This window comes from Rhizobium sp. P2_G9, assembly GCF_056403475.1.
Genome location: NZ_JBFUFK010000072.1, coordinates 1 through 25,825, shown reverse-complemented (window position 1 = coordinate 25,825; position 25,825 = coordinate 1). Strand labels below are relative to the sequence as shown.

Genomic DNA, 25,825 nt, shown 5'->3' with positions numbered 1-25,825 from the left:
CCGATGTACAGCGAGGCGATCAAGGATACGCATGCCGCCAACCTTGCGGCCGAGCGGGTGATCGCCATGAACATCATCGCCGCCAAGCATTTCAACGCCGGTCTCAGGGCGCTTTTCCTGTCGATCGGCTATCTGGGCTGGTTTGTGAACGCATATTTGTTTATGGCGATGACCGTTTTCGTGCTCTTCGTGCTGGTGCGCCGGCAATTCTTTTCGGAGGCGCGACAAACGCTCCTGAAAGGCCTGGAAGAGTGACGTCTACCGTAGAACAGAACATGCCGGACGAGGCCGCCGCCCCTGCCGTCCGCTCCCAGCGTTTCCTGTGGCTCGACAATCTGCGCGGCTTCGCCCTCATCTGCATGGCGAGCTACCATTTCACGTGGGATCTTGCGGCATTCGGTTATCTCGAGCCGGACTTTCCCGCTGTCGGCTGGCCGAAAATCTACGCGAGAACGATCGCTTCGACCTTTCTTTTCCTGGCCGGCTTTTCGCTGGTGCTTGCACACGGCAATGGCATAAAATGGGCGAGCTTCTGGAAGCGTTTCGGTTGGGTCGCCGGTGCCGCGGTGGCAATAGTGTCGGCGATAACGTTCGCCGGATCGGTTATCTTCAACATTCACGAGGCACTGATCTATTTCGGAATCTTGCACGAGATTGCGCTGGCGAGCCTCATCGGGCTTCTGTTCCTGCGTGTCCCATGGCCGGTGATTGTCGTCGCAGGCGCCGTATTCGTCATCGTTGCGAACAATGCCTATCTGCTGGAACATCTCCAGTTCGAATTTTTCGATGCTCCCTGGTTCTGGTGGCTCGGATTGAGCGCTCATCCGCGCGCTTCCTTCGATTTCGTGCCGATATTCCCATGGCTCGGCCCATTCCTGTTCGGTATGGCGGCGGCCCGTATCGGTCCGCTGATGAACTTGCTAAGACAAAATTCCGTGGGGATAAATTCCGCACGCCTCAGTAAAACGCCTTTGGCCTTCCTTGGCCGCCACAGTCTCATCTTCTATCTCGTCCATCAGCCGACYCTCATTGCGGGTCTCTATCTGTTTTCGCTGGTCGTGCCGGCTCCGGTTGTGACGCCGGAGGTAAAATACCTCAGAGATGAATGTCAGCCGAGTTGCGTTGCAGAGCGGGATGCCAATTTCTGCAGTAAATTTTGCAGCTGTACGCTCAAGGGCCTGCAACACAGCAAGTTGCTTGCGCCATACCAGTCTGGCGCAATCTCCACAGACGATTATGAACGCCTGAAAGACATCGCGAGTGAATGCACAAGATTGTCCGAGTAGCGGCACTTATAGGTTGGACGTATGAACGCATATCGCATCAGGCCGGTGAAATATCCCTGGCCCGCATTCTTCTATATCGCAGCCATCGCGTTTGCGCTGGGTATTCAAGGCGTCATGCCGCTGCATCTGCCGGACGAGCGGCGTATGTTGCTGAGAGGCATGGGCGGAGTAGTGATTTTGCTCGGCTTATACCTGGTTGTCTGGGCGTCGATCATGCTGTTCCGCAACCGCACCTCGGTGCTGTCGAACCGGACCGCCGCACGGCTGGTGATCCGCGGCCCATTCCGCTACACGCGCAATCCGATCTATCTCGGCTATACGGTCCTGACGATGGGTGCGGGAATCTATGCTGACAATCTCTGGATCATCTTTGCATCGCTCGCTGCGGCAGCTGCGACGCATCTCTACGTCATCCGCAAGGAAGAGATGCACCTGCTTGCTCGTTTCGGCTACGAATTCGAGCGCTATTGCCGCCGGACAAGGGTTTGGATCTGAAATTCCGAAAATATTGGCAGATCGTCGGTGAACAAGACGCGACTTGTAAAATTCAGCTCCGGCGAGGGCCTCGCGGGACAGGAATATGACTACGGAAACGTTTTTGCCGTTGGCGAGGCAGGAGCAGTCACTCGGCTTGCCATCGGGCCGAGCACCGACCAGATCGCTCTGATGTTACGGCTGGCAGAAGCCTGGGGCGGAGACTATTACCTGCTCTACATCCTGCTACTTTCGCGTGGCGAGAAAGAGGATGGGCGGTATCAATCCCCCTTGCTGTCCTTTGAACAAGTCAGCCGCTTTTGCTCGATTTTTAGCGACTTTATTGAAACCGACGGTCGCCACCATTTCTGGATCGCATCGATCGACAGGAGAGGCCTGCTTGTCTACGACCAGCACAACATAATATGGGCCTATGGCGATCTGGAGACCTACACTCGGATACTGACCGAGTCAGGTTTCAAGCCCGGCGTGGTCGACGTGCCTTTTCCGCATAGTCATCATTTTCATGTAGAAAACGACGATTGCGTCCGGCAAGTCCTGGACAACCGGGCATGGCAGCATTCTCCGCTGCAGCCGGGAGACTACTAAATCGTCCGCAAGGGCGACAAGCCGGCAAGCGCTAAGTCGAAACACCAATCTCCGCCAACCGATTGAGGCACTGTTCCTCGATCGTATCCAGCTCCTCGATCGTCTCGTCGATGTCCTTGCGCTTCTGCCTGAGTTCGTCGCGCTTGTCGACGACCTTGGTCATGATCAGCTTCAACTGCCCGACTTCACCCGGCGGCTCATCGTAAACCGAAACGATCTCGCGGATCTCGGCTATGGTGAAGCCGATACGGCGGCCGCGCAGGATCTGGGCGATCAGGTGCCGGTCCGCAGGCCGATAGAGCCGTGTGCGGCCACGCCGCTCCGGGTGGATCAGGCCTTCGTCCTCGTAGAACCGCAGCGTCCGGGTCGAGATGTCGAACTCGCGCGTCAGTTCGGTGATGCTGTAATATTTGTTCACGGTCGCCTGCCACGGTGTCGTAGCAGTATTGTATTGACATTGACGTAAAAGTCAATTTTCAGGGTCATACTCTCAGGCCGAACCACCATGTGGCGATGCCGAGCAGCGACATGAAGCCGGTCATGTCGGTCACCGTGGTGACGAACACCGCCGACGACACGGCCGGGTCGGCTCCGACCCGCTCGAGGATCATCGGGATGATGATGCCGGCAATGGCGGCGGCGATCATGTTGATCATCATGGCCGACATGATGATCCCGGCAATATCCCAGTCGTGGAACCAGAGCCGTGCCACCACGCCGATCAATAGGCCGAAGATCAGGCCGTTGATGATGCCGACGACGAATTCCCTGCGGATGATCCGGCCGGCATTGTGGATGTCGAGGCTTTTGGTCGCCAGCGCGCGGACGGTGATCGTCAGTGTCTGCGTGCCGGCATTGCCGCCCATGCCGGCGACAATGGGCATGAGCACGGCAAGCGCCACGATCTTTTCGATTGTCGCCTCGAAATAGGAAACGACCGAGGCCGCCAGGAAAGCGGTCAGCAGGTTGACGATCAACCAGGGCACGCGCAGCTTGGAGGTGACGGCGATCGTGTCCGACAGTTCTTCGTCGCCGACGCCGCCCATGCGCAGAAGGTCTTCTTCGACCTCTTCCTGGATGACATCGACCACGTCGTCGATGGTCAGCACACCGACCAGCCGGCCATTCTCGTCGATGACCGGTGTCGACAGAAGGTCATATTGCTGGAAGAGTTGCGCCGCCTCCTCCTGGTCCATGTCGGCCGGCACTGGATGGTTGGTCTCGCGCATGATATCCTCGACCTTGACCCCGCGCCGCGTGCGCAGGATCTTGTCGAGGTCGACGACGCCGACCAGCTTGAAGGTCGGGTCGATGACGAAAATCTGGGTAAAGCTTTCCGGCAGATCCTCGWCGTCGCGGAGATAATCGATGCACTGGCCGACGGTCCAGAATGGCGGCACGGCGACGAATTCCGACTGCATGCGCCGGCCGGCCGAGCTTTCAGGGTAGTCCAATGCACGACGCAGCCGCACCCGCTCGGTGAACGGCAGCTTGGCCAGGATCTCTTCCTGGTCCTCCTTGTCGAGGTCTTCGAGAATGTAGACGGCGTCGTCCGAATCGAGTTCGCCGATCGCGGCGGCGATTTCGTCATTCGGAATCTGCTCGACGATTTCCAGGCGCACCGCCTCGTCGACCTCGGTCAGAGCCGCGAGGTCGAAATCGTCGCCGAGAAGATGGATGAGCTGGATACGCTGATCCGGCAGCAATGCCTCGAGCAAATCGCCGAGTTCGGAAATATGCAGCTGCCCGACATTGCGTTGGAGGTAGAGGACGTCCTTGTCGGCGATGGCAGTGCCGACCTGGCTCAGGAAATCCTGCCGGATGGAGGCCCCGTCCTCAGTATAGATGTCGGAGAGTTCGGCGCTCTCTTCCAGTGTCGGGGCATCCATCACGTCGTCTTCGCTATCGTTTGCCATAGCCAAGTCCCCTATTCTGGAATGTCTTGCCCTAAGGTGAGCCACATCGCGGTGGTCTCTCATTTGGGCGTGGTTACATGAGCGGTTTTCTCTTTCCGGCCGATTGCTCTTGCCGTCCCGGTGCTAGACGAAAACGCCGCCCCGGTCCACTGAAAAAGACGTCTAACAGAGATTCTTTTCGAAAGCATAAATGAAGCAAAATCAAGCCGGTGGCCAATGATGTTCACACAACCTGACACCCCTTCGCCAAGCGTGTCTACGAGAGCACCGAAAGCCCGGCCGGACTTTACACTTCGACACAAACGGGAAAAAACCGCGAAACAGAGCGCGTCTAATTTGGCCTCATCAACCGCTTCGCTGATGAAGCAGAAAGGACGATGAAATGACCGACGAACAGTTCTACGAAGTCATGCAGCCGAAGAAGCCGAAATGGGGCCGCAGGCTAGTGATCGGTGGCGTCGCAGCCGTGGTGGTGATCGGCGCGGGCGTCGCCGCCTTCGCCGCTGGCGAAGGCCCCGGCCATTGGCGCGGCAAGCTGATGCAGGGCTTCATGGAATACCGCATGGAGCAGGCTTTGACAGACGCCGGCGCCAACCAGACGCAGAAGGATCAGATCAAGAAGATCTTCGAAACCACGATGGACCAGGTCCGCCCGAGCAAGGATGACCGCAAGGCGATGCGTGAAGAGGTCGTCAAGATCCTGGAAGCGCCGACCATCGACCGCAACGCCATCGAGCAGTTGCGCGTCAAGCATGTCACTGAGATGGAAGAGCGTTCGAAAACCATTGCCAAGGCTGTCGGCGATGCGGCAGAAGTTCTCACCCCCGACCAGCGCAAGAAGCTGGTCGACGAATGGGGCCAGATGATGCCCGGCCCGGACATGGACCACGATTGATCCCGACGGCGTGAAGGAGTGCACATGGCGACAGAGCTATTGATCATCGACGACGATACGCGTCTCTCCGCCATGCTTGCCGACTATCTGACTTCGGCCGGATTTTTGGTCCGGACGGCGGCGACCGGCAATGCCGGCCTCCAGGACATTGCCCGCCGCCCTCCGGATGCCGTGATCCTCGATGTCATGCTGCCGGATCTCGAGGGGTTCGAGATCTGTCGGCGCATCCGCGCCGGTTCCAGTCTTCCGGTTCTCATGCTGACCGCCCGCGGCGATGAGACTGACCGTATTGTAGGACTGGAAATCGGCGCGGATGATTATCTCCCCAAACCGTTCAGCCCGCGCGAACTGCTGGCACGCCTCAAGGCCATTCTCCGCCGCAGCCAGGCGACCCAGGTGGAAAATCCTGTCCTGCGCTTCGGACGGCTGGAGATCGACCGCAGCCGACGTGTCGTCGAACTCGACGGCGCCGAATGCGGCCTCACTGGCTACCAGTTCGAACTGCTGCTGGCGCTGGCCGAGAATGCCGGTCGAGTGCTGTCGCGCGAACGCTTGATGGAACTCACCAAGGGCGACGAGCTTGAAGCCTTCGACCGTTCGATAGACGTCCACATTTCCCGCATCCGCGCGGCCATCGAAGCCGACCCGAAACATCCGCGCCGCATCCTGACGCTGCGTGGCGCGGGCTATATCTTCGCCCGCAACCAGGATGAAGGCAGCCGCGCATGATTGGCAGCCGGCTCTATATCAAGATCTATCTCACCGTCATCGGCAGCCTGGCGCTTGTCGTCGCCATGCTGACACTGCTTGCCATGATGGGCCGGCTCGACACCAAGGGGCCGTTCGAAGAGCGGATAGATCGCTTTGCGACGGTCATGCTGGGCGAGGACAGCAATCCTGCCGACCGGCAACGTATGCTCGACCGACTGTCGCGCGCGCTCGATGCCGACATAGCGATTTTCGGCCCGGATGGCCGTTTCTTGCAAGGCGCTGGCAACAAGATCCCCTCGCCCGACGATGATGAGGGGCTGGCGGGCATGCATCGCCGCTTCCGTGCCTTCAACGCCACGCTGGCGGACGGCACACGGCTGGTCGCCTATGTCCGACGCGCCTTCGAACCGCCGCGCCACAACATCATCATATCGCTGCTGATCGTGGCTGCGACCGTCGGTATCGCCGCCTTTCCGGTCGTCTGGAACCTCACCCGCAGGCTCGACAAGCTGCGCATCAGCATGCAGGCCTGGGGCGATGGCGCACTGTCGGCGAGAGCGCCGGTCCGCGGCCGCGACGAGATCGCCGCTGTGGCCCTGGAGTTCAATCACGCAGCCGACCGCGTCGAGGCGTTGGTCACCTCGCAAAAGGCGCTGCTTGCCAATGCCAGCCACGAATTGCGCTCGCCCTTGGCGCGGCTGCGCATGGCCACCGAAATGTTCGAACTCAGCCAGAATGAGGCGACGAAGAAGGAAATCATCCGCAACCTCGCCGAACTCGATGAACTCGTCGAAGAGATCCTGCTGAAGAGCCGGCTCGGCAGTGACCAGCCCCTGCCGCTCGACCAGACCGTGGACCTGCTGGCGCTCGCCGCCGAGGAAGCCGCTGCAACCGGCGCCGAAGCCGAGGGCACAAGTACGCTCGTGCAGGGCAATGAAAAACTGCTGCGGCGGGCGATCCGCAATCTCCTGCAAAAWGCCGCGCGCCATGGTGCTCCGCCGATCAGCATCAATATCGCGCAGCAAGGCGAAGTGGCATTCATCAGAGTGCGTGACCATGGCGACGGATTGAAACCGGAAGAGATGACACGCGTTTTCGAGCCGTTTTTCCGTCCCGAGGGCCGTAGCGAATCCGGTGGTGGCTGGGGCCTCGGCCTCGCTTTGGTGGCGGAGATCGCCCGCCTGCACGGCGGCCGCGCCTATGCGGTCAAGCCGGATGGAACAGGCGCGTATTTCATCATCGAAATCAAGACGTCAGGCGGCCTCGTCTAGCGCGGCATCCTCTGCCTGCATCTGCAGCCATGGCGTCGCCGTCGCATGGCCTTCCGGCGTACGCACCGACAGCGAGCGCATCAAAACCTTCCAGGACGGATCGTTGACCTTGCCTGTGACCACGGCATCGATCCGATCCAGCATGGAGACTTCCGCCTTGCTCAAAACCATCTTGCCGGCAAACAGYGAACCGCGCAGGATGCGATAGATGAATTCGATATCCTGCGGCGCGATGCCCGATCGCTTGACGATCCGGCTTTGCGCATACGCGCCCTGCCCGCCCCGCAGCGCCTGCTGCAACTGCCCAAGCACGAAGCAAGACAGGATGTCGGGCACCGCGGAGGCCATTTCCATGGCGTGAAGCACGACTTCCAGCTCCGCGATGCTGCGAACCACGCCATCGGGCGCAAGCAAGGCGATCAGCCATTCGGCATTCAATTCGTCCAGCGAATATCGGGGATAGCAATGCACGACGATATAGGCGGCCATCGTCTCGATGAACCAGATATCCCATTCAGGGCACTTATCTGCGGCACAGCGATGCAGCGCCAGCAATTGCTCCGCATCATCAGCCGAGATCAGGCCCATGGGGAACATATGCTTGCGTAAAACAAGAATGTCTTCGGCTGTGAACCGATGTTTGCCGGCGATGGCAGAGGCCGGATAACGCCATGTAAAATTTGACATTTTTCAACTCCGACTTCATCATGAAGCCAGATACAATATTGTCCGGGACCTGTTAATCCCGCCCCAAGGAAAGCAGTAAACGGGCAATGAATTGTTATTGACTAATCTGCGACATTTCGGTGGACGGCCGCTTGCGTTCACGCCAGATGATGTAGAGCCCGGAACCGACGATGATCGCCACGCCGAGCCATTTGGCCGCGGAAGGAAAATCGCCGAACACCAGCAGGCCAAGCGCGGTGGCGGAGATGATCTCGAAATACTGAAACGGCGCAAGGATGGACAAGGGCGCAAGCCGGAAGGCATGTACGACCAGCAGGTGCCCATAGCCCGAGAGCCCACCCAGAATGATGAGAATGGCAAGCGTGAACAAGGATGTTGGCAGCCCCGGCGCGAAATCGCCATTGCCCGCCCAATGACCGGCCAGCAATGCCAAGCCCATGAAAACCGTGCCGCCGAGGCCGGATAGGGTTTGCATCGTCAGTGGCGGATCGGCATCGCCGATGGCGCGGTTGAGAAACAGATAAATCGCGTAGAGAAAGGCGCAGACGACCGGCAGCAAGGCCTTGACGCCAAAAATCGCAAAACTCGGCTGGATGACGATCATCGCTCCGCCGAAACCGATAAGAATGGCCATCCAGCGCCGCCAGCCGACTGTTTCGCCAAGGAATAGCGCCGACATTGCCGTCAGAATGAACGGCTCGACGAAATAGATGGCGAACACATCGGCGAGCGGCATGTATTTGACCGAGGTGAAGAACAACAGCGTCGCCGCCGCATGCAGCGCACCGCGCAACAAATTCATCCATGGGCGCTTGGCGCGAAAGGCGCCCTTGCCCGAGACCGTGACAAGCAGCGGCAGGGTCAGCACCATCTGGAAGAAGAAGCGGTAAAATGTCACCTGTCCAGGCGACATGGCCTGGAAATTGGCCATGTATTTGGCGATCGCATCCATGCAGGGCAGCAGGAGCATGGCGAATGCCATGATCATCAAGCCGCGGATCATATGCGGATGGGCGGAGTGGGAATGAGGCATGGCTTCTGTCTATTGGTGATCACGTCCTTTAACCAGAGATCGACGACCGATGCCATAGGTAGAATCTTGATCCCGCGTCGATCCACGCCGCAGTTTGCTATTGAACCGACGAATAGCAGCATGCCATTGTCCGTTCATCAAAAGACTAAGCGAGGAGGGATTCCCAATGGACGTACGTGCCGCCGTGGCCACGCAGGCCGGCAAACCGCTCGAAATCATGACCGTGCAGCTCGAAGGCCCCAAGGCCGGCGAAGTGCTGGTCGAGGTCAAGGCGACCGGCATCTGCCAYACMGAYGATTTCACGCTCTCCGGTGCCGATCCGGAAGGCCTGTTCCCCGCCATTCTCGGCCATGAGGGCGCCGGCRTYGTCGTCGATGTCGGCCCGGGCGTGACCACCGTCAAGAAGGGCGATCACGTCATTCCGCTCTATACGCCGGAATGCCGCTCCTGCCCCTCTTGCCTSWSCCGCAAGACCAATCTYTGCACYGCCATCCGCGCCACCCAGGGCCAGGGCGTCATGCCCGATGGCACCAGCCGCTTCTCGATCGGCAAGGACAAGATCCACCACTATATGGGTTGCTCGACCTTCGCCAATTACACCGTCCTGCCRGAGATCGCCCTGGCCAAGGTGCGCGAGGATGCCCCCTTCGACAAGATCTGCTATATCGGCTGCGGCGTCACCACCGGCATCGGTGCGGTGATCAACACCGCCAAGGTGGAGATCGGCGCCACCGCGGTGGTCTTCGGCCTCGGCGGCATCGGCCTCAAYGTCATCCAGGGCCTSAAGCTCGCSGGTGCCGACATGATCATCGGCGTCGAYCTCAACAAYGACAAGAAGGTCTGGGGCGAACGYTTCGGCATGACGCATTTCGTCAAYCCGAAGGARGTCGACGGCGACATCGTTCCCTATCTGGTCAACATGACCAAGCGCGGKGCCGACCAGATCGGCGGYGCSGAYTACACCTTCGACTGCACCGGCAACACCAAGGTGATGCGCCAGGCGCTCGAAGCCAGCCACCGCGGCTGGGGCAAGTCGGTGGTGATCGGCGTCGCCGGCGCCGGCCAGGAAATCTCCACYCGCCCGTTTCAGCTGGTCACGGGCCGTACCTGGATGGGCACCGCCTTCGGTGGCGCCCGCGGCCGCACCGATGTGCCCAAGATCGTCGATTGGTACATGGATGGCAAGATCCAGATCGACCCGATGATCACCCACACCATGCCGCTCGAAGACATCAACAAGGGTTTCGAGCTGATGCATGGCGGCGAGAGCATCAGGAGCGTGGTGATCTACTGATCATCCGACACTTGCTCAGATTTTCGGAACGCGCCGAAGTATATCCGGCGCGTTTTTCATTGCATCCTCTGCGCGCTTGACTCCGCCCGGCCATAAGAACAAAATAAGAACAAATTGCAACTGCCGCAAGGAGGAGCTGCCATGGCGACATCGGCGGAGAGGTCTTTTCGTGCCGAAAGCAGAGCTCTGCGGCTATCATCTGTGCCAGCGCCGCGCTTTCTCTGCGCCTGTCGGGACTGCGCTTTCCGGCAAGAGGAAACGCGGCTCGCAGCTATGATTGCCGTAGAGGAACGAAAGACCACATCGCGGCCGGCCGGCCGGATATCGGTCTGCGAAGAGGCATGAACCGATGCGCCACGAACGGTCGATCCAATTGATCCCCGATGATCTCAGCCGCATCGACGCGGCTGCGCTGTACCAACTCAAGGCGGTGACGCCGGAGGCTCTCGGCCAGTACGACGTTCTCGGCGGGCGATGCGCGCTCTGTAAGCACGAGGGAAGGATTGACCGGCAGGAGCTCGCACGCCGCCAGCCGGGCGTCAGCCTGATAGAACTGGAGCCTTCCCTCCTCTGCCGCCATTGCCGCAACAAGGGCAACAATAAATTCCTGGTCAGCCGGTTGCCGAGAGATTGAACCCGGATACAGGCCCATGCCACCGCAAATACGAAAAGCCGGGCGCGAGCCCGGCTTTTCGATCTGTTTCACCGGTCACCTGAAATCAGGCGGCTTCGGCAGCCTTCTCGGCCTCGACGCGTGCGTGGTCTGCAGCGCCCTTGGCGGAGACGTCGCGATCGACGAATTCGATCACGGCGAGCGGTGCGTTGTCGCCATGGCGGAAGCCGGCCTTCATGATGCGCAGGTAGCCGCCGTTGCGGTTGGCGTAGCGCGGCGCGATCGTGGCGAACAGGCGCGAGACGAGTTCAGCGCTGCCGACCTGCGAGATCGCCTGACGGCGGGCATGCAGGTCGCCGCGCTTGCCGAGCGTCACAAGCTTCTCGACGATCGGGCGGATTTCCTTCGCCTTCGGCAAAGTGGTGACGATCTGCTCATGTTCGATGAGCGAGGCCGCCATGTTCTTGAACATCGCCTTGCGGTGTTCAGCGGTTCTGTTGAGCTTGCGACCCGAATTTCCGTGGCGCATGGCTATACTCCTTTAAGTGCAGGTTCCTCTATTTCGGACCTGCCGTTTCCTGGCACAAGCAGGGACAAGTCCCTGCCGTTTGTCTGGGAAAAGGCAAGTCGTCCCTGCCTTTTTGTTGCTTAGTACTGGTCTTCGTAACGCTTGGCGAGCTCTTCGATGTTCTCTGGCGGCCAGGCCGGGACTTCCATACCGAGATGGAGGCCCATGGACGCGAGAACTTCCTTGATTTCGTTCAGCGACTTGCGACCAAAGTTCGGAGTGCGCAGCATTTCTGCTTCGGTCTTCTGAATGAGGTCGCCGATATAGACGATGTTGTCGTTCTTCAGGCAGTTTGCCGAGCGGACCGAGAGTTCCAGCTCGTCGACCTTCTTGAGCAGCGCCGGATTGAAGGCGAGCTCGGTGATGGTCTCTTCCTCGGTTTCCTTCTGCGGCTCGTCGAAGTTGACGAACACGGAGAGCTGGTCCTGAAGAATACGGGCTGCGAACGCAACGGCGTCTTCGCCGGTAACCGAACCATCGGTTTCGATGGTCATGGTCAGCTTGTCATAGTCGAGAACCTGGCCTTCGCGGGTGTTTTCCACCTTGTAGGACACTTTCTTGACCGGCGAGAAAAGGCTGTCGACCGGGATCAGACCGATCGGAGCATCTTCCGAACGGTTGCGATCGGCCGGCACATAGCCCTTGCCGTTGGCGACGGTGAATTCCATACGGATCTCGGCGCCCTCGTCGAGCGTGCAGATCACATGGCCCGGATTGAGGATTTCGATATCGCCGACCGTCTGGATGTCACCAGCGGTGACCTGGCCCGGGCCCTGCTTGCGCACGACCATGCGCTTGGAATCATCGCCGTCCATCTTGATGGCGATTTCCTTGATGTTGAGGACGATATCCGTAACGTCTTCGCGGACGCCCGGAATCGACGAGAATTCGTGCAGAACGCCATCGATCTGCACGGCTGTGACGGCAGCGCCGCGCAGCGACGAGAGCAGAACGCGACGCAGCGCGTTGCCCAGCGTCAGGCCGAATCCACGCTCGAGCGGCTCGGCGACCAGCGTCGCCTTGGAGCGCGTCGACGAGGTGAATTCCACCTTGTTCGGCTTGATGAGTTCCTGCCAGTTCTTCTGGATCATGACTTTCGCCTTCCCTTCGTGCCACCATCCAATCGTGGCAATCGATATCGAGGATGTCGGACCGTGCGTTCAGCCCAGTCCGTAGATACAAATATGATCAGACGCGGCGCTTCTTGCGCGGACGGCAACCGTTGTGCGGGATCGGCGTCACGTCACGGATCGAGGTGATGGTGAAGCCGGCAGCCTGCAGCGCGCGGAGAGCCGATTCACGACCCGAACCCGGACCGCAGACTTCGACTTCGAGCTGGCGCATGCCATGTTCCTGGGCCTTCTTGGCGCAATCTTCGGCAGCCATCTGGGCGGCGAACGGGGTCGACTTGCGCGAGCCCTTGAAACCCTTGGCGCCAGCGGACGACCAGGCAATCGCATTGCCCTGCGCGTCGGTGATGGTGATCATGGTGTTGTTGAACGTCGAGTTCACATGGGCGACGCCCGACGAGATATTCTTGCGTTCGCGACGGCGAACGCGCGCAGCTTCCTGCTTAGCCATAAGTCTTCCTTCCGTTGATCTCTTCGCCGCCGTAATTCCAGCGGCTACACCTTCGATGCGAGCAGCTAAAGAGCGAGTAGCGAATAGAGGGCCACCCTATTCGCTACTCGCTTTTCGCTATTCGCGTCGAAATTACTTCTTCTTGCCGGCAATCGCCTTTGCCGGACCCTTGCGGGTGCGGGCATTGGTATGTGTGCGCTGACCGCGCACCGGCAGAGAGCGACGATGACGCAGGCCGCGATAGCTGCCGAGGTCCATCAGACGCTTGATATTCATCGAGGTTTCGCGGCGCAGATCGCCTTCGACCCGGTAGTCGCGGTCGATGGCTTCACGGATCTGCAGAACCTCGGCATCGGTCAGCTGGTGAACGCGGCGATCCGCCGGAATGCCAACCTTTTCGATGATTTCCTGAGCAAACTTCGGTCCAATCCCGTGAATGTACTGAAGAGCGATCACAACGCGCTTCTGAGTCGGGATGTTGACGCCAGCAATACGAGCCACGCCTGTTCTCCTTGCATTCCGGTTGCCATCCGGCAATCGGCTTCTTCGTTGCGCGACCGGCGGTGCGGTCACTTGTTTAAATTGCCGTTCGCTTCATATCAAAAGCGACCGAACGAGGTCTCCCCTGCGGGGAAATCCGCGCCGATCGCATTGTGTCTAGCGAGTTGGCGCAGTCTTTGGCGGAATCGCTTGAAAAAGTCAACTCCCGAGCCATTTTTTTTGATTAAAGCCCAGGTCAGGCTGAAACCAATATCTTTTCTATCTCGGCCGTCACATGGTCGATATCCGCCATGCCATCGACAGTCCTAAGTTCGCCTGTCTCGGCATAATAAGCCGAAAGCGGGGCCGTCTTCTCGCGATACTCGACGAGTCTCTTCTTGAACGCTTCCGGATTGTCATCCGAGCGAACCTTGCCGCCAGCGGCCACGGTCTCTGCGACGCGCGATTCGATGCGGCTCACCAAAGCCGCCTCATCCACTAGCAATTCGATCACTGCATCGAGTCGCAGGCCCTTGTCACTCAGCATCGTGCTCAGCGCCTTCGCCTGCGGCACCGTGCGCGGGAAGCCGTCGAGGATGAAGCCCTTTTTGCAGTCCGGCGCGTCAATGCGTTCGGAAACGATCTGATTGACGATCTCGTCGGACACGAGCTGACCGGCGTCCATCACGGCTTTCGCACGCTTGCCGACCTCGGTCTGCTCCGCGACGGCAGCACGCAACATATCGCCTGTCGACAGTTGCGGGATGCCGTTCTTTTCCGTCAGCCGCTTGGCCTGAGTACCCTTCCCCGCGCCCGGCGGCCCCAACAGAATTAATCGCATTATCCCCTCTTACCTCCCCGGAGCTTCGATTTTTTAATCAGGCCCTCATACTGCGTGGCAATCAGATGGCCTTGGATCTGTGCTACCGTATCAAGGGTAACGCTGACAACAATCAAAAGCGACGTACCACCAAGGTAGAATGGCACACCGGTCTGGGCAATGAGGATTTCCGGCAGGCTGCAGACGATGATCAGGTAGAGAGCGCCGATCACAGTGATGCGCGTGAGGACATAATCAATATATTCTGCGGTGCGTTCGCCCGGCCGGATACCTGGGATGAAGCCGCCATGCTTCTTCAGGTTATCGGCCGTATCCTTCGGATTGAAGACGATAGCCGTGTAGAAGAAGGCGAAGAAGGCAATCAGCCCGGCGTAGAAGACCATATAGAGCGGCTGTCCATGGCCAAGCGCCGCAACAATAGCCGTTGCCCAATCCGGCAGGTTGGCGCCGCCGGAGAAGCCAGCCAGCGTCGCCGGCAGGAGCAGCAGCGACGAAGCGAAAATAGCCGGGATAACGCCCGATGTGTTGAGCTTCAGCGGCAGGTGCGACGTGTCGCCCTGAAACATTCGGTTGCCCACCTGGCGCTTCGGATACTGGATCAAAAGCCGACGTTGAGCGCGTTCGAAGAACACGATCATGGTGATCGCGGCGATCGCAACCACGGCAACAATCAGGATGACGGTCACCGACAGAGCGCCCGTACGGCTCATTTCGAGCGCGTGGCCCATCGCAGTCGGCAGATTGGCGACGATACCGGAGAAGATGATCAGCGAAATGCCGTTGCCGATGCCGCGTGAGGTGATCTGTTCACCGAGCCACATCAGGAACATAGTGCCGCCAAGCAGCGTGACGACGGTCGAGAAGCGGAAGAACCAACCGGGATCGACGACGATATGCTGACCCGCCTCCATGGATATGGCGATGCCATAAGCCTGCAGCGCACCCAGAATCACCGTGCCGTAGCGGGTGTACTGGTTGATCATCTTGCGGCCCTGCTCGCCCTCCTTCTTCAGCTGCTCGAGCGCAGGCACGACGGAGGTCATCAGCTGGACGATAATCGAAGCGGAGATATACGGCATGATGCCAAGGGCGAAAATCGCCATACGGCTCACGGCACCGCCGGAGAACATGTTGAACAGGCCAAGGATACCGCCCGACTGGCTGTCGAACGCCTTGGCGAACACGTCGAGGTCGATGCCCGGCAGCGGAATATAGGTGCCGAGGCGATAGACGAGCAGCGCACCAAGGGTGAACCACAGGCGCTTCTTCAAATCATCCGCTTTGGCAAATGTCGAGAAACTAAGATTGGATGCAAGCTGTTCCGCTGCAGAAGCCATGAAACTCTCCGCGAATCCGGTTCCTGATCAGGGACGACAGCCGGACTGGTAGGTCTGAAATTTACCGGAAGCGGGCAGCGTGAAGCTGTACACGGCCTCATCCCGGTCTACGGGTCGCGCAGACATCCGGCTGGCGGTGTCCACAATAGAGGCTCTCATATAGGAGCAAAAACGCCCGGTGTGAAGCACCGGGCGTTCAATTTCACGAGACTTACTCGGCAGCTGCCGAGAGCAGCTTGACGGCGCCGCCAGCCTTCTCGATCTTCTCGATCGCGGCCTTGGAGGCGCCGGCGACTTCGAAGGAAAGCTTGGTGGTGACTTCGCCATCGGCGAGCACGCGGACGCCGGCTTTGGCGCGCCGAATCACGCCGGCAGCCTTGAGCGTTTCGGCATCGACGGTCTTGGAAGCGTCGAGCTTCTTGGCATCGACTGCAGCCTGGACGCGGGCGAGCGAAACGACAACAAAGTCTTCACGGAAGATATTGTTGAAGCCGCGCTTCGGCAGACGACGATAGATCGGCATCTGGCCGCCTTCGAAGCCGTTGATGGCAACGCCGGAGCGTGCCTTCTGACCCTTGACGCCGCGGCCGCCGGTCTTGCCGGAGCCGGAGCCGATACCGCGGCCCAGGCGCTTGCGGCGCTTGAGTGCGCCTTCGTTATCGGTCACTTCATTCAGTTTCATGGTCGTCTCTCCCGCCTTACTTGTCTTCGACGACACGAACCAGGTGGCTGACCGAAGCGATCATGCCACGCACGGACGGCGTGTCTTCGAGGGTACGGACGCGATGCATCTTGTTGAGGCCGAGGCCGATCAGCGTCTTCTGCTGCTTGTCGGGCCGGCGGGTCGGGCTACCGATCTGTTCGACGGTAACTGTCTTTGCTTCAGTTTTTTTGGCCATGGTCCGGCTCCTTATTCTTCAGCAGCAGCGACGCCGGCATGCTGACGACGAGCCTGAAGCGTCGCGTACTTGATGCCGCGCTGGGCCGCGACGTCCTTCGGATGCACCTGGTTCTTCAGGGCGTCGAAGGTGGCGCGCACCATGTTGTAGGGATTCGACGAACCGGTCGACTTGGCAACGACGTCATGAACGCCGAGCGTTTCGAAGACGGCGCGCATCGGACCACCGGCGATGATTCCCGTACCGGCCGGAGCCGAACGCAGCAGAACCTTGCCGGCGCCGTGGCGGCCGGGAACGTCGTGATGCAGCGTGCGTCCATCGCGCAGCGGCACGAAGATCAGGTCGCGCTTGGCGGCTTCCGTAGCTTTGCGGATGGCTTCCGGCACTTCGCGCGCCTTGCCATGGCCAAAGCCGACGCGACCCTTCTGGTCACCGACGACGACGAGTGCTGCGAAACCGAAACGGCGGCCACCCTTGACCACCTTGGCAACGCGATTGATGGCAACGAGCTTATCGACGAATTCGCTATCGCGCTCTTCGCGGCTCTGACGGTCTTCGCGCGAAGACCTCTTTTCCTGTGCCATTGTCCTTTTCCTTATTTTTTTCCGGGTGCAATCGGCAATTTAAAGTGAGACCCCGGTATCCACTGAAGGGACCGAGGTCCGGCTTGGTTGAAGCATAGGCTTCGGGGACAGACGCCCGGAAAACCGGGCGACCGATCAGAAGTTCAGGCCACCTTCGCGGGCAGCATCGGCAAGCGCCTTGATGCGGCCGTGATAGATGAACGAACCGCGGTCGAACACCACGTCCTTGACGCCAGCGGCGACAGCACGCTCGGCGACGAGCTTGCCAACGGCAGCGGCGGCCGCGATGTCGGCGCCGGTCTTCAGCGAAGAGCGCAGTGCCGTATCGAGCGTCGAGGCAGACGCCAGCGTCTTGCCGGCGACGTCATCGATGACCTGGACGTAGATATTCTTGGACGAACGATGCACGCTGAGACGCGGGCGACCATTGGCGACCTTCTTGAGCTGACGGCGGACGCGGCTCGCGCGGCGCACCATATTTTCTTTTGTGCTGGCCATTGTTCCGCTTCCTTACTTCTTCTTGCCTTCTTTGCGGACAATACGCTCGCCGGCGTATTTGACACCCTTGCCCTTATAGGGCTCGGGGCCGCGATATTCGCGGATTTCCGCTGCGACCTGGCCGACAATCTGCTTGTCGATGCCAGTGACGGTGATTTCCGTCGGCTTCGGCACCGTGATGCTGATGCCTTCCGGCGGCGAGTAGACCACATCATGCGAGAAGCCGAGCGAAAGCTGCAGGTTCTTGCCCTGCATGGCGGCCTTGTAACCAACGCCGTTGATTTCGAGCTTCTTTTCGTAGCCGTCCTTCACGCCCTTGAGCAGGTTGCTGATCATCGTGCGCGACATGCCCCACTTGGCGCGGGCATCCTTGCTTTCGTTGATCGGCGAAACCGCCACGGCGTTATCTTCGAGCTTGACGAGCACTTCGTCATTGACGACGAATTTGAGTTCGCCCTTCGGGCCCTTCACGGTCACCGTCTGTCCTTCGACAGCAGCGGTCACGCCAGCAGGAACCTGAACGGGCTTTTTACCGATACGAGACATATTTTCTACCTGTCTGTTCGCTATGCGAGAGCTATGCCGATCAGAAGATCGAGCAGAGCAACTCGCCACCAACGTTCTGTTCGCGAGCCTGGTGATCGGCCATCACGCCCTTCGGAGTCGAAAGGATCGAAATGCCGAGGCCGTTCGCGACCTGCGGAATGGACTTGACCGAGACATAGACCCGGCGGCCCGGCTTGGAGACGCGGTCGATCTTGCGAATGACCGGCGCACCTTCGTAGTACTTGAGTTCGATATTGATCTCGGACTTGCCGTTCTCAAAATCGGTCTTGGAATAACCGCGGATATAGCCTTCGGCCTGCAGCACGTCCAACACGCGGACACGCAGCGTCGAAGCCGGCGTACTGACGGAGGACTTGCGGCGAGCAACGCCGTTGCGGATGCGGGTGAGCATATCACCCAACGGATCAGTCATGGACATCTGTTCGCCCTCCTTACCAGCTGGACTTCACAATGCCGGGGATCTGCCCGAAGTTGCCGAGCTGGCGGAGCGCCACGCGCGACATCTTGAGCTTCCGGTAGAAGGCACGCGGACGGCCCGTAACTTCGCACCGATTACGGATGCGGGTCTTGGAACCATTGCGCGGCATCTCAGCCAGCTTGAGGGTTGCCCGGAACCTGTCTTCGATCGGCAGTTCGCGGTTCTGAATGGTCGCCTTCAGCTTGGCACGCTTGTTAGCCTGCTGGGCAACCAGTTTACGGCGGCGCTTGTTCTTTTCAACTGCGCTCGTTTTCGCCATTGGATAGTTCCTTTTTTACGCTCGTCGTTACGGTCAGGTACGGAACGGGAAGTTGAACTCTTTCAGAAGAGCCCGCGCTTCGTCGTCGGTCGAGGCCGTCGTGCAAACGATGATGTCCATGCCCCACATCTGATCAACCTTGTCGTAGTTGATTTCCGGGAACACGATGTGCTCCTTGATACCCATGGCGAAGTTGCCACGGCCATCAAAGCTCTTCGGATTCAGGCCGCGGAAGTCGCGAACGCGCGGCAGCGCGATGTTGACCAGGCGATCCATGAATTCATACATGCGGGTGCCGCGAAGGGTAACCTTGGCGCCGATCGGCATGTGCTCGCGGACCTTGAAGCCTGCGATGGAGTTGCGTGCCTTGGTGACGACCGGCTTCTGGCCGGCGATCGCGGCGAGGTCGGCAGCAGCCACGGTAGGCTTCTTGGAATCAGCCGTCGCTTCGCCCACGCCCATATTGATGACGATCTTGTCGACCTTCGGGATCATCATCTCGTTGGCGTAGCTGAACTGTTCCTGCATCGCAGCACGGACGCGGGACGTATATTCCTTTTTGAGCCGGGGCTCGTACTTAGCTTCAGCCATCGATGGACACTCCCGAACGCTTGGCCACGCGGACCTTCTTGTCGCCTTCGATCTTGAAACCGACGCGGGTCGGCTTGCCGTCCTTGGGGTCGGCGATCGCGATGTTCGACAGATGGATCGGGGCTTCCTTGCTGATGATACCAGCTTCCTGGGAAGCGGTCTGGCGCTGATGGCGCTTGACCACGTTGACGCCGCGCACAACAGCGCGGTCTTCCTTGGGCATGACCACGAGGACTTCGCCGGAGCGACCCTTGTCCTTGCCGGTCAGCACGACGACCTTGTCGCCTTTGCGAATCTTCTGCATCTCAGTCGTTCCTTTCGATCAGAGCACTTCGGGAGCCAGCGAGATGATCTTCATGTGGTTCTTGGCGCGAAGTTCGCGCGGAACCGGTCCGAAGATACGCGTGCCGATCGGCTCTTTCTTGTTGTCGATGAGAACGGCTGCATTGCTGTCGAAGCGGATAACGCTTCCATCCGGAYGGCGGATGTCCTTGGCGGTGCGAACCACCACGGCCTTCATCACGTCGCCCTTCTTAACACGGCCGCGCGGGATGGCTTCCTTGATCGAAACGACGATCACGTCGCCGATCGAAGCGTATTTACGCTTGGAGCCGCCCAGCACCTTGATGCACATGACACGACGGGCGCCGGAATTATCCGCCACGTCGAGGTTTGTTTGCATCTGAATCATGTCAGGTCGCCTTCTTGTTATGACCGGACTGGTTGGACAAGATCATGCGATCCGATCCCCTGATCCGGCTTGAGAATCCAAGTTGCATTGGAATGGGCGCGTCATATAGAAAACTCGCCCAAAATCAAGTGATTTTCTAAAAGAGTTCACGCCCGGAAGACGATTCCGGGCGGGCGCTCATATCGCAGCGATGTAGTCGAGGCTCACTGATGAACCTGGACGACCCGCCAGCGCTTGTCCTTGGAGATCGGCGCGCATTCCTCGATGGAAACGATGTCGCCGGTCTTTACCGTGTTCTGTTCGTCATGTGCCTTGTACTTCTTCGAACGGCGGACCGTCTTCTGAAGCAGAGGATGGGCAAAGCGACGCTCGACGCGGACCACGATGGTCTTGTCGTTCTTGTCGCTGACGACGGTGCCCTGCAGAATGCGTTTCGGCATTTCTTATATCCTTCAAGCCTTGACGCCGGCCGCCTTCTGGCGGGCGATCGTCTTAATACGGGCAATGTCCTTGCGAACTTCGTTGATGCGGGCGGTCTTTTCGAGCTGACCGGTCGCCTTCTGGAAGCGCAGGTTGAACTGCTCCTTCTTCAGCTTGGCAAGTTCGTCATTCATCTGGTCGGCGCTCAGCGCGCGAACGTCGGACGATTTCATCTCAATCACTCCTTACTCGGCAATGCGCTGGATGAAGCGCGTCTTGACGGAGAGCTTGGCTGAACCGAGACGCAGAGCCTCGCGTGCCAGTTCTTCGCTGACACCGTCAATTTCGAACATCACACGGCCAGGCTTGACCTTGCATGCCCAATACTCAACGGAACCCTTGCCCTTGCCCATACGGACTTCGGTCGGCTTCTTGGTGACGGGAACGTCCGGGAACACGCGGATCCAGACGCGGCCGGCGCGCTTCATGTGACGGGTGATCGCGCGGCGGGCCGCTTCGATCTCGCGGGCATTCACCCGGTTCGGTTCCTGGGCCTTGAGCCCATATTCGCCGAAAGCCAAGTCAAAACCACCCTTGGCAACGCCATGGATACGGCCTTTGAACTGCTTGCGGAACTTCGTGCGCTTTGGCTGCAACATTTGTTATTCTCCGAAGTCTGCCGACGCTTTACGCGTTCTCGCGGCGACGGTTTTGGTTGCCGCCCTGGTTGTCACCTTCCACGGCACGACGCTCCGAGGCCATCGGATCGTGTTCAAGGATTTCGCCCTTGAAGATCCAGACCTTGATGCCGCACACGCCAAAGGCGGTGTGAGCTTCCGCAACGCCGTAGTCGATATCGGCGCGCAGGGTGTGAAGCGGAACGCGGCCTTCGCGGTACCATTCCGTACGGGCGATTTCCGCACCGCCGAGACGGCCGGCGCAAGTGATCTTGATGCCTTCGGCGCCAAGACGCATGGCCGACTGGACGGCGCGCTTCATCGCACGGCGGAAGGCCACGCGGCGCTCGAGCTGCTGGGCAATGCCCTGTGCAACCAGCGTCGAGTCGATTTCCGGCTTGCGCACTTCAACGATGTTGAGATGCGTCTCGGAGCGGGTCATCTCGGAAACCCGCTTGCGCAGCTTCTCGATGTCGGCGCCCTTCTTGCCGATGATCAGACCCGGACGGGCCGAGTGGATCGTGACGCGGCACTTCTTGTGCGGACGCTCGATCACCACCTTGGCAATGCCGGCGGCCTTCAGTTCACTCATGAGAGTGTTGCGGATCGCAAGGTCCTCATGCAGCAGCTGGCCATATTCGGCGTTGTCGGCGAACCAGCGGCTGTCCCAGGTCCGGTTGATGCCCAGACGGAAGCCGATCGGATTGATTTTCTGACCCATTATGCGGCCTCCTTCTCGGCAACTTCGCGGACGACGATCGTCAGGTGAGCGAAGGGACGCTCGATGCGGGATGCACGGCCGCGGCCACGAGCGTGGAAACGCTTCATGACGATCGACTTGCCCACATAGGCTTCCGCGACGATCAGCGAGTCAACGTCGAGGTCGTGGTTGTTTTCCGCGTTGGCGATCGCCGATTCCAGCGTCTTCTTGACGGTCTCGGAAATCCGCTTGCGCGAGAATTCGAGTTCGGCAAGCGCCTTGTCGACCTTCTTGCCGCGGATCAGCGCAGCAACCAGGTTGAGCTTCTGCGGGCTGACCCGGATCGTGCGGGCAACGGCCTGAGCCTCGTTGTCCTTGAGCCGGCGTTCTGTCTTAGCCTTGCCCATGATTACTTCCTCTTCGCCTTCTTGTCCGCGCCGTGACCGTAATAGGTCCGGGTCGGGGAGAATTCGCCGAACTTGTGGCCGACCATTTCTTCGTTGACCGACACCGGCACATGCTTGTTGCCGTTGTAGACGCCGAACGTCAGACCGACGAACTGCGGAAGAATGGTGGAGCGGCGGCTCCACATCTTGATCACTTCACTGCGACCGCCTGCACGCACCTTCTCAGCTTTCTTGAGAAGATAGCCGTCGACAAACGGGCCTTTCCAAACTGAACGAGCCATTCTATGACTTCCTCTTTCTCAATTAACGCTTGTGGCGCGAGCGCATGATGAACTTGTCGGTCGACTTGTTCGAACGGGTGCGCTTGCCCTTGGTCGGCTTGCCCCAGGGGGTCACCGGATGGCGACCACCGGAGGTGCGGCCTTCACCACCGCCGTGCGGATGGTCGACCGGGTTCATGGCGACGCCGCGAACATGCGGGCGCTTGCCCTTCCAGATCGACCGGCCGGCCTTGCCGTCATTGGTGTTGATGTGGTCCGCATTGGACACTGCACCGATCGACGCCATGCAGAGGCCCGAAACGAGGCGCTGTTCACCGGAGGCCAGGCGAAGGATCGCCATGCCCTGGTCGCGGCCGACGAGCTGCACGTAAGTGCCGGCGGAGCGGGCCATCTGGCCACCCTTGCCGGGCTTCATTTCCACATTGTGGACGATGGAGCCGACCGGGATGAACTGCAGCGGCATCGCATTGCCGGGCTTGACGTCGGCGCCCTTCTGCGAAGCGATCACCTTGTCGCCGGCAGCAAGACGCTGCGGCGCCAGGATGTAAGAGAGCTCACCATCGCTATACTTGATAAGAGCGATGAAAGCGGTGCGGTTCGGGTCATATTCCAGGCGCTCGACCGTGGCTTCGACGTCGAACTTGCGACGCTTGAAGTCGACCAGGCGATAGGAACGCTTGTGACCACCGCCCTGATAGCGGGCAGTGACGCGACCGAGATTGTTACGGCCACCCTTGGAATTCAGACCTTCGGTCAGCGACTTGACCGGCTTGCCCTTGTGCAGGCCGGAACGGTCGACGATGACCAGCTGGCGCTGGCTCGGCGTTACCGGGTTGAAAGTTTTCAATGCCATTGTCTTATTCCTCAGAGACCGGTGGTCACGTCGAGTGTCTGGCCTTCGACCAGCGTCACGACGGCCTTCTTGACGTCCTGCTGCGTGCCGATCGTGGTCTTGAACCGCTTCGTCTTGCCCTTGCGGACCAGCGTGTTGACGGCCTTGACCTTGACGCCGAAGAGGGCTTCGACGGCAGCCTTGATTTCCGGCTTGGAAGCGTCCAGCGCAACGTTGAAAACAACCTGGTTGTTTTCGGAAACGAAGGTCGACTTTTCGGTAATCGCCGGGGTGCGGATTACGTCGTAGTGGCGAAGATCAGTCATTTGAACCGCTCCTCCAGAGCTTCAACCGCAGCCTTGGACAGCACGAGCGTGTTGCGGCGCAGAATGTCATAAACGTTGATGCCCTGAACCGGCAGAACGTCCACGTTCGGGATGTTCTGGGCGGCGAGCTTGAAGTTGGCGTCGAGCTCGGCGCCGCCGATGAACAGCGCATTGGTGAGGCCGAGGCCGGCAAACGCACCGATGAGCGACTTGGTCTTGGCTTCCGCCGCCACCAGATCATCGACGATGATCACTTCCGAAGCCTTGATCTTGGCAGACAGGGCGTGACGGAGCGCCAGAGCGCGGATCTTCTTCGGCAGGTCGTGCTCATAGGAGCGGACCACCGGGCCATGCGCGCGACCACCGCCACGGAACTGGGGTGCACGCGCCGAATGGTGGCGGGCGCGGCCCGTACCCTTCTGCTTGTACATCTTCTTGCCGGTGCGGGCGATTTCGGCGCGCGTCTTGGTGCGATGCGTGCCCTGCGTCTTCTTGGCGAGCTGGTAGCGCACCATGCGGGCAATGATGTCTTCGCGCGGATCGAGGCCGAAAATCTCATCCGAGAGAGAGATCGTGCCGGCGTCCTTGCCTTCGAGTGTCTTGATTGCGAGATCCATCACGGCCCCCTTACTTCGCTGCGCGGACGCCAGCCGGACGCGGAGCGTCGGCCGGGACACCCGACTTGATGGCGTCGCGGACGAGGATCCACGAACCCTTGGAACCGGGGACTGCGCCGCGAACCAGGATCAGGCCGCGATCGTCATCGGTCGAGACGACTTCGAGGTTCTGCGTGGTGACGCGCGTCTGACCCATGTGGCCGGCCATCTTCTTGTTCTTGAAGACCTTGCCCGGATCCTGGCGGTTACCAGTCGAACCATGCGAACGGTGAGAGACGGACACGCCGTGCGTGGCGCGCAGACCGCCGAAATTGTGGCGCTTCATAGCACCCTGAAAACCCTTACCGACCGAGGTGCCGGTCACATCGACCAACTGGCCTGCGATGAAATGGCTGGCAGCCAGTTCCGTGCCGACGTCGAGCATGTTGTCGGCCGAGACGCGGAATTCGGCCAGCTTGGCCTTCGGCTCGACCTGGGCGACAGCAAAGCTGCCGCGGGAAGCCTTCGACACGTTCTTGACCTTGGCCACGCCGACGCCGAGCTGAACAGCGGTATAGCCGTTCTTCTCTTCCGTGCGCTGGGCCACCACCTGGCAGCTTTCCATGCGCAACACCGTGACGGGAACATGCTCGCCGGCATCTGTGTAGATGCGGGTCATGCCCAGTTTCTGTGCAATTACACCTGAACGCATTGGTTCGTCCTCTTGAGAGTTCCTGACGGGGCAAGCCCCTTCACGCCTCTTGTTTAAAGATTCCCTCAGGCATCACTGCCTTGGGGTTTCCGGTTTGGAAGCCGTTGGCTTGCGCCACGTACCTTCCTTGTTATTGGCTCACGCCAGGCTCTTCGTCAGAGCTTGATCTCGACGTCCACACCGGCAGCGAGATCGAGCTTCATCAGCGCGTCAACGGTCTGCGGGGTCGGATCGACGATATCGAGAAGACGCTTATGAGTGCGCATCTCGAATTGTTCGCGGCTCTTCTTGTCCACATGCGGCGAGCGGTTGACAGTGAAGCGCTCGATGCGGGTCGGCAGCGGTACGGGACCACGAACCTGCGCACCGGTGCGCTTGGCGGTCGACACGATTTCGCGCGTGGAGGCATCGAGGATCCGGTGATCAAACGCCTTCAGGCGGATGCGGATGTTCTGGCCGTTCATTCGACTAGTCCTTGAATGTCTTGTCCGATTGWCGGACAGCGTTCTTGTTCTTCTATAAATGAGGCAGGGACAAACGCCCCTGCCCGCATTCACGTCAATCGATTACTCGACGATGGAGGCGACGATGCCGGCGCCGACGGTACGGCCGCCTTCGCGGATAGCGAAGCGCAGCTTCTCTTCCATCGCGATCGGAACGATCAGCTCGACGTCAACGGCCACGTTGTCGCCCGGCATGACCATTTCCGTG

At 59.7% G+C, this 25,825-nt stretch carries 41 protein-coding genes; 9 read left to right on the top strand and 32 right to left on the bottom strand.

What is annotated here, in order from left to right; genetic code table 11:
* The 4 genes from AC1DYF_RS37070 to AC1DYF_RS37055 all read left to right on the top strand — a co-directional run.
* Positions 1–255 (top strand): DUF599 family protein (locus AC1DYF_RS37070; protein WP_477883519.1); only part of this gene is annotated, 255 nt, incomplete at its 5' end.
* Positions 252–1,286 carry a heparan-alpha-glucosaminide N-acetyltransferase gene (locus tag AC1DYF_RS37065; RefSeq protein ID WP_477883517.1) on the top strand — a complete coding sequence of 345 codons (1,035 nt, stop codon included), beginning with the start codon at positions 252–254 and terminating at the stop codon, positions 1,284–1,286. The genes AC1DYF_RS37070 and AC1DYF_RS37065, both read left to right, overlap by 4 nt.
* A 21-nt stretch (positions 1,287–1,307) precedes the next feature.
* Entirely contained in the window at positions 1,308–1,781 is a 474-nt protein-coding gene (locus AC1DYF_RS37060) for a methyltransferase family protein (RefSeq protein WP_477883515.1), read from the top strand.
* Positions 1,782–1,808: 27 nt separating this feature from the next.
* Complete coding sequence (locus AC1DYF_RS37055; protein WP_477883513.1) at positions 1,809–2,369, top strand: hypothetical protein; 561 nt, start codon at positions 1,809–1,811, stop codon at positions 2,367–2,369.
* Between the two features lie 31 nt (positions 2,370–2,400).
* Here AC1DYF_RS37055 and AC1DYF_RS37050 read toward each other — a convergent pair whose 3' ends face one another.
* Both AC1DYF_RS37050 and mgtE read right to left on the bottom strand, forming a co-directional pair.
* A complete protein-coding gene (locus AC1DYF_RS37050) occupies positions 2,401–2,787 on the bottom strand; it encodes a MerR family transcriptional regulator (RefSeq protein ID WP_477883512.1) in 387 nt (128 codons plus the stop codon).
* Between the two features lie 64 nt (positions 2,788–2,851).
* Complete coding sequence (mgtE, locus tag AC1DYF_RS37045; protein WP_477883511.1) at positions 2,852–4,285, bottom strand: magnesium transporter; 1,434 nt, start codon at positions 4,283–4,285, stop codon at positions 2,852–2,854.
* Positions 4,286–4,667: 382 nt separating this feature from the next.
* Between mgtE and AC1DYF_RS37040 the strand changes: the two genes are divergently transcribed.
* The 3 genes from AC1DYF_RS37040 to AC1DYF_RS37030 are packed head-to-tail and all read left to right on the top strand — an operon-like array spanning position 4,668 to position 7,162.
* A complete protein-coding gene (locus AC1DYF_RS37040) occupies positions 4,668–5,180 on the top strand; it encodes a Spy/CpxP family protein refolding chaperone (protein WP_477883509.1) in 513 nt (170 codons plus the stop codon).
* Positions 5,181–5,204: 24 nt separating this feature from the next.
* The gene (locus tag AC1DYF_RS37035; protein ID WP_477883507.1) at positions 5,205–5,909 is read left to right on the top strand and encodes a response regulator; all 705 of its coding nucleotides are present in this window, start codon (positions 5,205–5,207) and stop codon (positions 5,907–5,909) included.
* Complete coding sequence (locus AC1DYF_RS37030; protein ID WP_477883505.1) at positions 5,906–7,162, top strand: sensor histidine kinase; 1,257 nt, start codon at positions 5,906–5,908, stop codon at positions 7,160–7,162. The genes AC1DYF_RS37035 and AC1DYF_RS37030 overlap by 4 nt, the downstream gene beginning before the upstream one ends.
* Here the strand turns inward: AC1DYF_RS37030 and AC1DYF_RS37025 are convergent.
* A complete protein-coding gene (locus AC1DYF_RS37025) occupies positions 7,145–7,849 on the bottom strand; it encodes a hypothetical protein (protein ID WP_477883503.1) in 705 nt (234 codons plus the stop codon). The genes AC1DYF_RS37030 and AC1DYF_RS37025 overlap by 18 nt on opposite strands.
* A 94-nt stretch (positions 7,850–7,943) precedes the next feature.
* Positions 7,944–8,882 (bottom strand): DMT family transporter, encoded by a 939-nt coding sequence (locus AC1DYF_RS37020; protein WP_477883500.1) that lies wholly within the window; start codon positions 8,880–8,882, stop codon positions 7,944–7,946.
* 166 nt (positions 8,883–9,048) lie between these two features.
* On the opposite strand from AC1DYF_RS37020, the gene AC1DYF_RS37015 reads away from it, so the two are divergent.
* Both AC1DYF_RS37015 and AC1DYF_RS37010 read left to right on the top strand, forming a co-directional pair.
* Positions 9,049–10,176 carry an S-(hydroxymethyl)glutathione dehydrogenase/class III alcohol dehydrogenase gene (locus AC1DYF_RS37015; protein WP_477883498.1) on the top strand — a complete coding sequence of 376 codons (1,128 nt, stop codon included), beginning with the start codon at positions 9,049–9,051 and terminating at the stop codon, positions 10,174–10,176.
* Positions 10,177–10,525: 349 nt separating this feature from the next.
* The gene (locus AC1DYF_RS37010) at positions 10,526–10,810 is read left to right on the top strand and encodes a hypothetical protein (protein ID WP_477883496.1); all 285 of its coding nucleotides are present in this window, start codon (positions 10,526–10,528) and stop codon (positions 10,808–10,810) included.
* An 85-nt stretch (positions 10,811–10,895) separates the two neighbouring features.
* Here the strand turns inward: AC1DYF_RS37010 and rplQ are convergent, their stop codons facing one another.
* The 28 genes from rplQ to AC1DYF_RS36870 form a co-directional block, all read right to left on the bottom strand.
* Positions 10,896–11,318 (bottom strand): 50S ribosomal protein L17, encoded by a 423-nt coding sequence (gene rplQ / locus AC1DYF_RS37005; RefSeq protein ID WP_477883494.1) that lies wholly within the window; start codon positions 11,316–11,318, stop codon positions 10,896–10,898.
* A gap of 119 nt (positions 11,319–11,437) precedes the next feature.
* Positions 11,438–12,448 (bottom strand): DNA-directed RNA polymerase subunit alpha, encoded by a 1,011-nt coding sequence (locus AC1DYF_RS37000; protein WP_477883492.1) that lies wholly within the window; start codon positions 12,446–12,448, stop codon positions 11,438–11,440.
* Positions 12,449–12,545: 97 nt separating this feature from the next.
* Positions 12,546–12,938 carry a 30S ribosomal protein S11 gene (gene rpsK, locus AC1DYF_RS36995; RefSeq protein ID WP_477883490.1) on the bottom strand — a complete coding sequence of 131 codons (393 nt, stop codon included), beginning with the start codon at positions 12,936–12,938 and terminating at the stop codon, positions 12,546–12,548.
* 132 nt (positions 12,939–13,070) lie between these two features.
* Complete coding sequence (gene rpsM / locus AC1DYF_RS36990; protein ID WP_477883523.1) at positions 13,071–13,439, bottom strand: 30S ribosomal protein S13; 369 nt, start codon at positions 13,437–13,439, stop codon at positions 13,071–13,073.
* 235 nt (positions 13,440–13,674) lie between these two features.
* Complete coding sequence (locus tag AC1DYF_RS36985) at positions 13,675–14,259, bottom strand: adenylate kinase (RefSeq protein ID WP_477883488.1); 585 nt, start codon at positions 14,257–14,259, stop codon at positions 13,675–13,677.
* Positions 14,259–15,596 carry a preprotein translocase subunit SecY gene (secY, locus tag AC1DYF_RS36980; RefSeq protein WP_477883486.1) on the bottom strand — a complete coding sequence of 446 codons (1,338 nt, stop codon included), beginning with the start codon at positions 15,594–15,596 and terminating at the stop codon, positions 14,259–14,261. The genes AC1DYF_RS36985 and secY overlap by 1 nt, the downstream gene beginning before the upstream one ends.
* A gap of 211 nt (positions 15,597–15,807) precedes the next feature.
* Positions 15,808–16,278 (bottom strand): 50S ribosomal protein L15, encoded by a 471-nt coding sequence (rplO, locus tag AC1DYF_RS36975; protein WP_477883484.1) that lies wholly within the window; start codon positions 16,276–16,278, stop codon positions 15,808–15,810.
* A gap of 16 nt (positions 16,279–16,294) precedes the next feature.
* Positions 16,295–16,495 carry a 50S ribosomal protein L30 gene (rpmD, locus tag AC1DYF_RS36970; RefSeq protein WP_477883483.1) on the bottom strand — a complete coding sequence of 67 codons (201 nt, stop codon included), beginning with the start codon at positions 16,493–16,495 and terminating at the stop codon, positions 16,295–16,297.
* An 11-nt stretch (positions 16,496–16,506) separates the two neighbouring features.
* Positions 16,507–17,079 (bottom strand): 30S ribosomal protein S5, encoded by a 573-nt coding sequence (gene rpsE, locus AC1DYF_RS36965; RefSeq protein ID WP_477883482.1) that lies wholly within the window; start codon positions 17,077–17,079, stop codon positions 16,507–16,509.
* Positions 17,080–17,214: 135 nt separating this feature from the next.
* On the bottom strand, positions 17,215–17,577 hold the full coding sequence (gene rplR, locus AC1DYF_RS36960; RefSeq protein ID WP_477883481.1) for a 50S ribosomal protein L18: 363 nt from the start codon (positions 17,575–17,577) through the stop codon (positions 17,215–17,217).
* A 12-nt stretch (positions 17,578–17,589) separates the two neighbouring features.
* A complete protein-coding gene (gene rplF / locus AC1DYF_RS36955; RefSeq protein WP_477883479.1) occupies positions 17,590–18,123 on the bottom strand; it encodes a 50S ribosomal protein L6 in 534 nt (177 codons plus the stop codon).
* A 40-nt stretch (positions 18,124–18,163) separates the two neighbouring features.
* On the bottom strand, positions 18,164–18,562 hold the full coding sequence (rpsH, locus tag AC1DYF_RS36950; RefSeq protein ID WP_477883477.1) for a 30S ribosomal protein S8: 399 nt from the start codon (positions 18,560–18,562) through the stop codon (positions 18,164–18,166).
* Between the two features lie 13 nt (positions 18,563–18,575).
* Positions 18,576–18,881, bottom strand: a complete 306-nt coding sequence (gene rpsN, locus AC1DYF_RS36945) for a 30S ribosomal protein S14 (RefSeq protein WP_477883474.1) — start codon at positions 18,879–18,881, stop codon at positions 18,576–18,578.
* Positions 18,882–18,914: 33 nt separating this feature from the next.
* On the bottom strand, positions 18,915–19,472 hold the full coding sequence (gene rplE / locus AC1DYF_RS36940) for a 50S ribosomal protein L5 (protein WP_477883472.1): 558 nt from the start codon (positions 19,470–19,472) through the stop codon (positions 18,915–18,917).
* The gene (rplX, locus tag AC1DYF_RS36935; protein ID WP_477883470.1) at positions 19,465–19,776 is read right to left on the bottom strand and encodes a 50S ribosomal protein L24; all 312 of its coding nucleotides are present in this window, start codon (positions 19,774–19,776) and stop codon (positions 19,465–19,467) included. The genes rplE and rplX overlap by 8 nt, the downstream gene beginning before the upstream one ends.
* An 18-nt stretch (positions 19,777–19,794) precedes the next feature.
* Positions 19,795–20,163: a 50S ribosomal protein L14 gene (gene rplN / locus AC1DYF_RS36930; RefSeq protein WP_477883468.1), complete on the bottom strand. Its 369-nt coding sequence runs from the start codon at positions 20,161–20,163 to the stop codon at positions 19,795–19,797.
* A gap of 203 nt (positions 20,164–20,366) precedes the next feature.
* A complete protein-coding gene (gene rpsQ / locus AC1DYF_RS36925) occupies positions 20,367–20,603 on the bottom strand; it encodes a 30S ribosomal protein S17 (RefSeq protein WP_477883467.1) in 237 nt (78 codons plus the stop codon).
* A gap of 12 nt (positions 20,604–20,615) precedes the next feature.
* Positions 20,616–20,816 carry a 50S ribosomal protein L29 gene (rpmC, locus tag AC1DYF_RS36920; RefSeq protein ID WP_477883465.1) on the bottom strand — a complete coding sequence of 67 codons (201 nt, stop codon included), beginning with the start codon at positions 20,814–20,816 and terminating at the stop codon, positions 20,616–20,618.
* Between the two features lie 12 nt (positions 20,817–20,828).
* Positions 20,829–21,242, bottom strand: coding sequence for a 50S ribosomal protein L16 (gene rplP, locus AC1DYF_RS36915; RefSeq protein WP_477883463.1), 414 nt, complete (start codon positions 21,240–21,242; stop codon positions 20,829–20,831).
* A 28-nt stretch (positions 21,243–21,270) separates the two neighbouring features.
* Complete coding sequence (gene rpsC, locus AC1DYF_RS36910) at positions 21,271–21,981, bottom strand: 30S ribosomal protein S3 (protein ID WP_477883461.1); 711 nt, start codon at positions 21,979–21,981, stop codon at positions 21,271–21,273.
* Positions 21,981–22,367: a 50S ribosomal protein L22 gene (gene rplV / locus AC1DYF_RS36905; RefSeq protein WP_477883460.1), complete on the bottom strand. Its 387-nt coding sequence runs from the start codon at positions 22,365–22,367 to the stop codon at positions 21,981–21,983. Before rplV ends, rpsC begins: the two co-directional genes overlap by 1 nt.
* Before the next feature lie 2 nt (positions 22,368–22,369).
* Positions 22,370–22,648, bottom strand: a complete 279-nt coding sequence (gene rpsS, locus AC1DYF_RS36900; RefSeq protein WP_477883458.1) for a 30S ribosomal protein S19 — start codon at positions 22,646–22,648, stop codon at positions 22,370–22,372.
* Positions 22,649–22,670: 22 nt separating this feature from the next.
* Positions 22,671–23,501, bottom strand: a complete 831-nt coding sequence (gene rplB, locus AC1DYF_RS36895) for a 50S ribosomal protein L2 (RefSeq protein WP_477883456.1) — start codon at positions 23,499–23,501, stop codon at positions 22,671–22,673.
* 11 nt (positions 23,502–23,512) lie between these two features.
* Positions 23,513–23,806 (bottom strand): 50S ribosomal protein L23, encoded by a 294-nt coding sequence (locus AC1DYF_RS36890; protein ID WP_477883454.1) that lies wholly within the window; start codon positions 23,804–23,806, stop codon positions 23,513–23,515.
* Positions 23,803–24,423 (bottom strand): 50S ribosomal protein L4, encoded by a 621-nt coding sequence (rplD, locus tag AC1DYF_RS36885; protein ID WP_477883453.1) that lies wholly within the window; start codon positions 24,421–24,423, stop codon positions 23,803–23,805. The genes AC1DYF_RS36890 and rplD overlap by 4 nt, the downstream gene beginning before the upstream one ends.
* Positions 24,424–24,433: 10 nt before the next feature.
* Positions 24,434–25,114 carry a 50S ribosomal protein L3 gene (gene rplC / locus AC1DYF_RS36880; protein WP_477883451.1) on the bottom strand — a complete coding sequence of 227 codons (681 nt, stop codon included), beginning with the start codon at positions 25,112–25,114 and terminating at the stop codon, positions 24,434–24,436.
* A gap of 155 nt (positions 25,115–25,269) precedes the next feature.
* Positions 25,270–25,578, bottom strand: coding sequence for a 30S ribosomal protein S10 (rpsJ, locus tag AC1DYF_RS36875; RefSeq protein ID WP_137156080.1), 309 nt, complete (start codon positions 25,576–25,578; stop codon positions 25,270–25,272).
* A 102-nt stretch (positions 25,579–25,680) separates the two neighbouring features.
* A partial coding sequence (locus AC1DYF_RS36870; protein WP_477883521.1) for an EF-Tu C-terminal domain-related protein occupies positions 25,681–25,825 on the bottom strand: 145 nt, incomplete at its 5' end.

Coding starts and splice junctions, on each gene's coding strand:
- AC1DYF_RS37060 (WP_477883515.1), top strand. CDS start 1,308: ATGAACGCATATCGCATCAGGCCGGTGAAATATCCCTGGCCCGCATTC.
- AC1DYF_RS37040 (WP_477883509.1), top strand. CDS start 4,668: ATGACCGACGAACAGTTCTACGAAGTCATGCAGCCGAAGAAGCCGAAA.
- AC1DYF_RS37035 (WP_477883507.1), top strand. CDS start 5,205: ATGGCGACAGAGCTATTGATCATCGACGACGATACGCGTCTCTCCGCC.
- AC1DYF_RS37020 (WP_477883500.1), bottom strand. CDS start 8,882: ATGCCTCATTCCCACTCCGCCCATCCGCATATGATCCGCGGCTTGATG.
- AC1DYF_RS37010 (WP_477883496.1), top strand. CDS start 10,526: ATGCGCCACGAACGGTCGATCCAATTGATCCCCGATGATCTCAGCCGC.
- rplQ (WP_477883494.1), bottom strand. CDS start 11,318: ATGCGCCACGGAAATTCGGGTCGCAAGCTCAACAGAACCGCTGAACAC.
- AC1DYF_RS37000 (WP_477883492.1), bottom strand. CDS start 12,448: ATGATCCAGAAGAACTGGCAGGAACTCATCAAGCCGAACAAGGTGGAA.
- rpsK (WP_477883490.1), bottom strand. CDS start 12,938: ATGGCTAAGCAGGAAGCTGCGCGCGTTCGCCGTCGCGAACGCAAGAAT.
- AC1DYF_RS36985 (WP_477883488.1), bottom strand. CDS start 14,259: ATGCGATTAATTCTGTTGGGGCCGCCGGGCGCGGGGAAGGGTACTCAG.
- secY (WP_477883486.1), bottom strand. CDS start 15,596: ATGGCTTCTGCAGCGGAACAGCTTGCATCCAATCTTAGTTTCTCGACA.
- rplO (WP_477883484.1), bottom strand. CDS start 16,278: ATGAAACTGAATGAAGTGACCGATAACGAAGGCGCACTCAAGCGCCGC.
- rpmD (WP_477883483.1), bottom strand. CDS start 16,495: ATGGCCAAAAAAACTGAAGCAAAGACAGTTACCGTCGAACAGATCGGT.
- rpsE (WP_477883482.1), bottom strand. CDS start 17,079: ATGGCACAGGAAAAGAGGTCTTCGCGCGAAGACCGTCAGAGCCGCGAA.
- rplR (WP_477883481.1), bottom strand. CDS start 17,577: ATGGCCAGCACAAAAGAAAATATGGTGCGCCGCGCGAGCCGCGTCCGC.
- rplF (WP_477883479.1), bottom strand. CDS start 18,123: ATGTCTCGTATCGGTAAAAAGCCCGTTCAGGTTCCTGCTGGCGTGACC.
- rpsH (WP_477883477.1), bottom strand. CDS start 18,562: ATGTCCATGACTGATCCGTTGGGTGATATGCTCACCCGCATCCGCAAC.
- rpsN (WP_477883474.1), bottom strand. CDS start 18,881: ATGGCGAAAACGAGCGCAGTTGAAAAGAACAAGCGCCGCCGTAAACTG.
- rplE (WP_477883472.1), bottom strand. CDS start 19,472: ATGGCTGAAGCTAAGTACGAGCCCCGGCTCAAAAAGGAATATACGTCC.
- rplX (WP_477883470.1), bottom strand. CDS start 19,776: ATGCAGAAGATTCGCAAAGGCGACAAGGTCGTCGTGCTGACCGGCAAG.
- rpsQ (WP_477883467.1), bottom strand. CDS start 20,603: ATGCCGAAACGCATTCTGCAGGGCACCGTCGTCAGCGACAAGAACGAC.
- rpmC (WP_477883465.1), bottom strand. CDS start 20,816: ATGAAATCGTCCGACGTTCGCGCGCTGAGCGCCGACCAGATGAATGAC.
- rplP (WP_477883463.1), bottom strand. CDS start 21,242: ATGTTGCAGCCAAAGCGCACGAAGTTCCGCAAGCAGTTCAAAGGCCGT.
- rpsC (WP_477883461.1), bottom strand. CDS start 21,981: ATGGGTCAGAAAATCAATCCGATCGGCTTCCGTCTGGGCATCAACCGG.
- rplV (WP_477883460.1), bottom strand. CDS start 22,367: ATGGGCAAGGCTAAGACAGAACGCCGGCTCAAGGACAACGAGGCTCAG.
- rpsS (WP_477883458.1), bottom strand. CDS start 22,648: ATGGCTCGTTCAGTTTGGAAAGGCCCGTTTGTCGACGGCTATCTTCTC.
- rplB (WP_477883456.1), bottom strand. CDS start 23,501: ATGGCATTGAAAACTTTCAACCCGGTAACGCCGAGCCAGCGCCAGCTG.
- AC1DYF_RS36890 (WP_477883454.1), bottom strand. CDS start 23,806: ATGACTGATCTTCGCCACTACGACGTAATCCGCACCCCGGCGATTACC.
- rplD (WP_477883453.1), bottom strand. CDS start 24,423: ATGGATCTCGCAATCAAGACACTCGAAGGCAAGGACGCCGGCACGATC.
- rplC (WP_477883451.1), bottom strand. CDS start 25,114: ATGCGTTCAGGTGTAATTGCACAGAAACTGGGCATGACCCGCATCTAC.
- rpsJ (WP_137156080.1), bottom strand. CDS start 25,578: ATGAACGGCCAGAACATCCGCATCCGCCTGAAGGCGTTTGATCACCGG.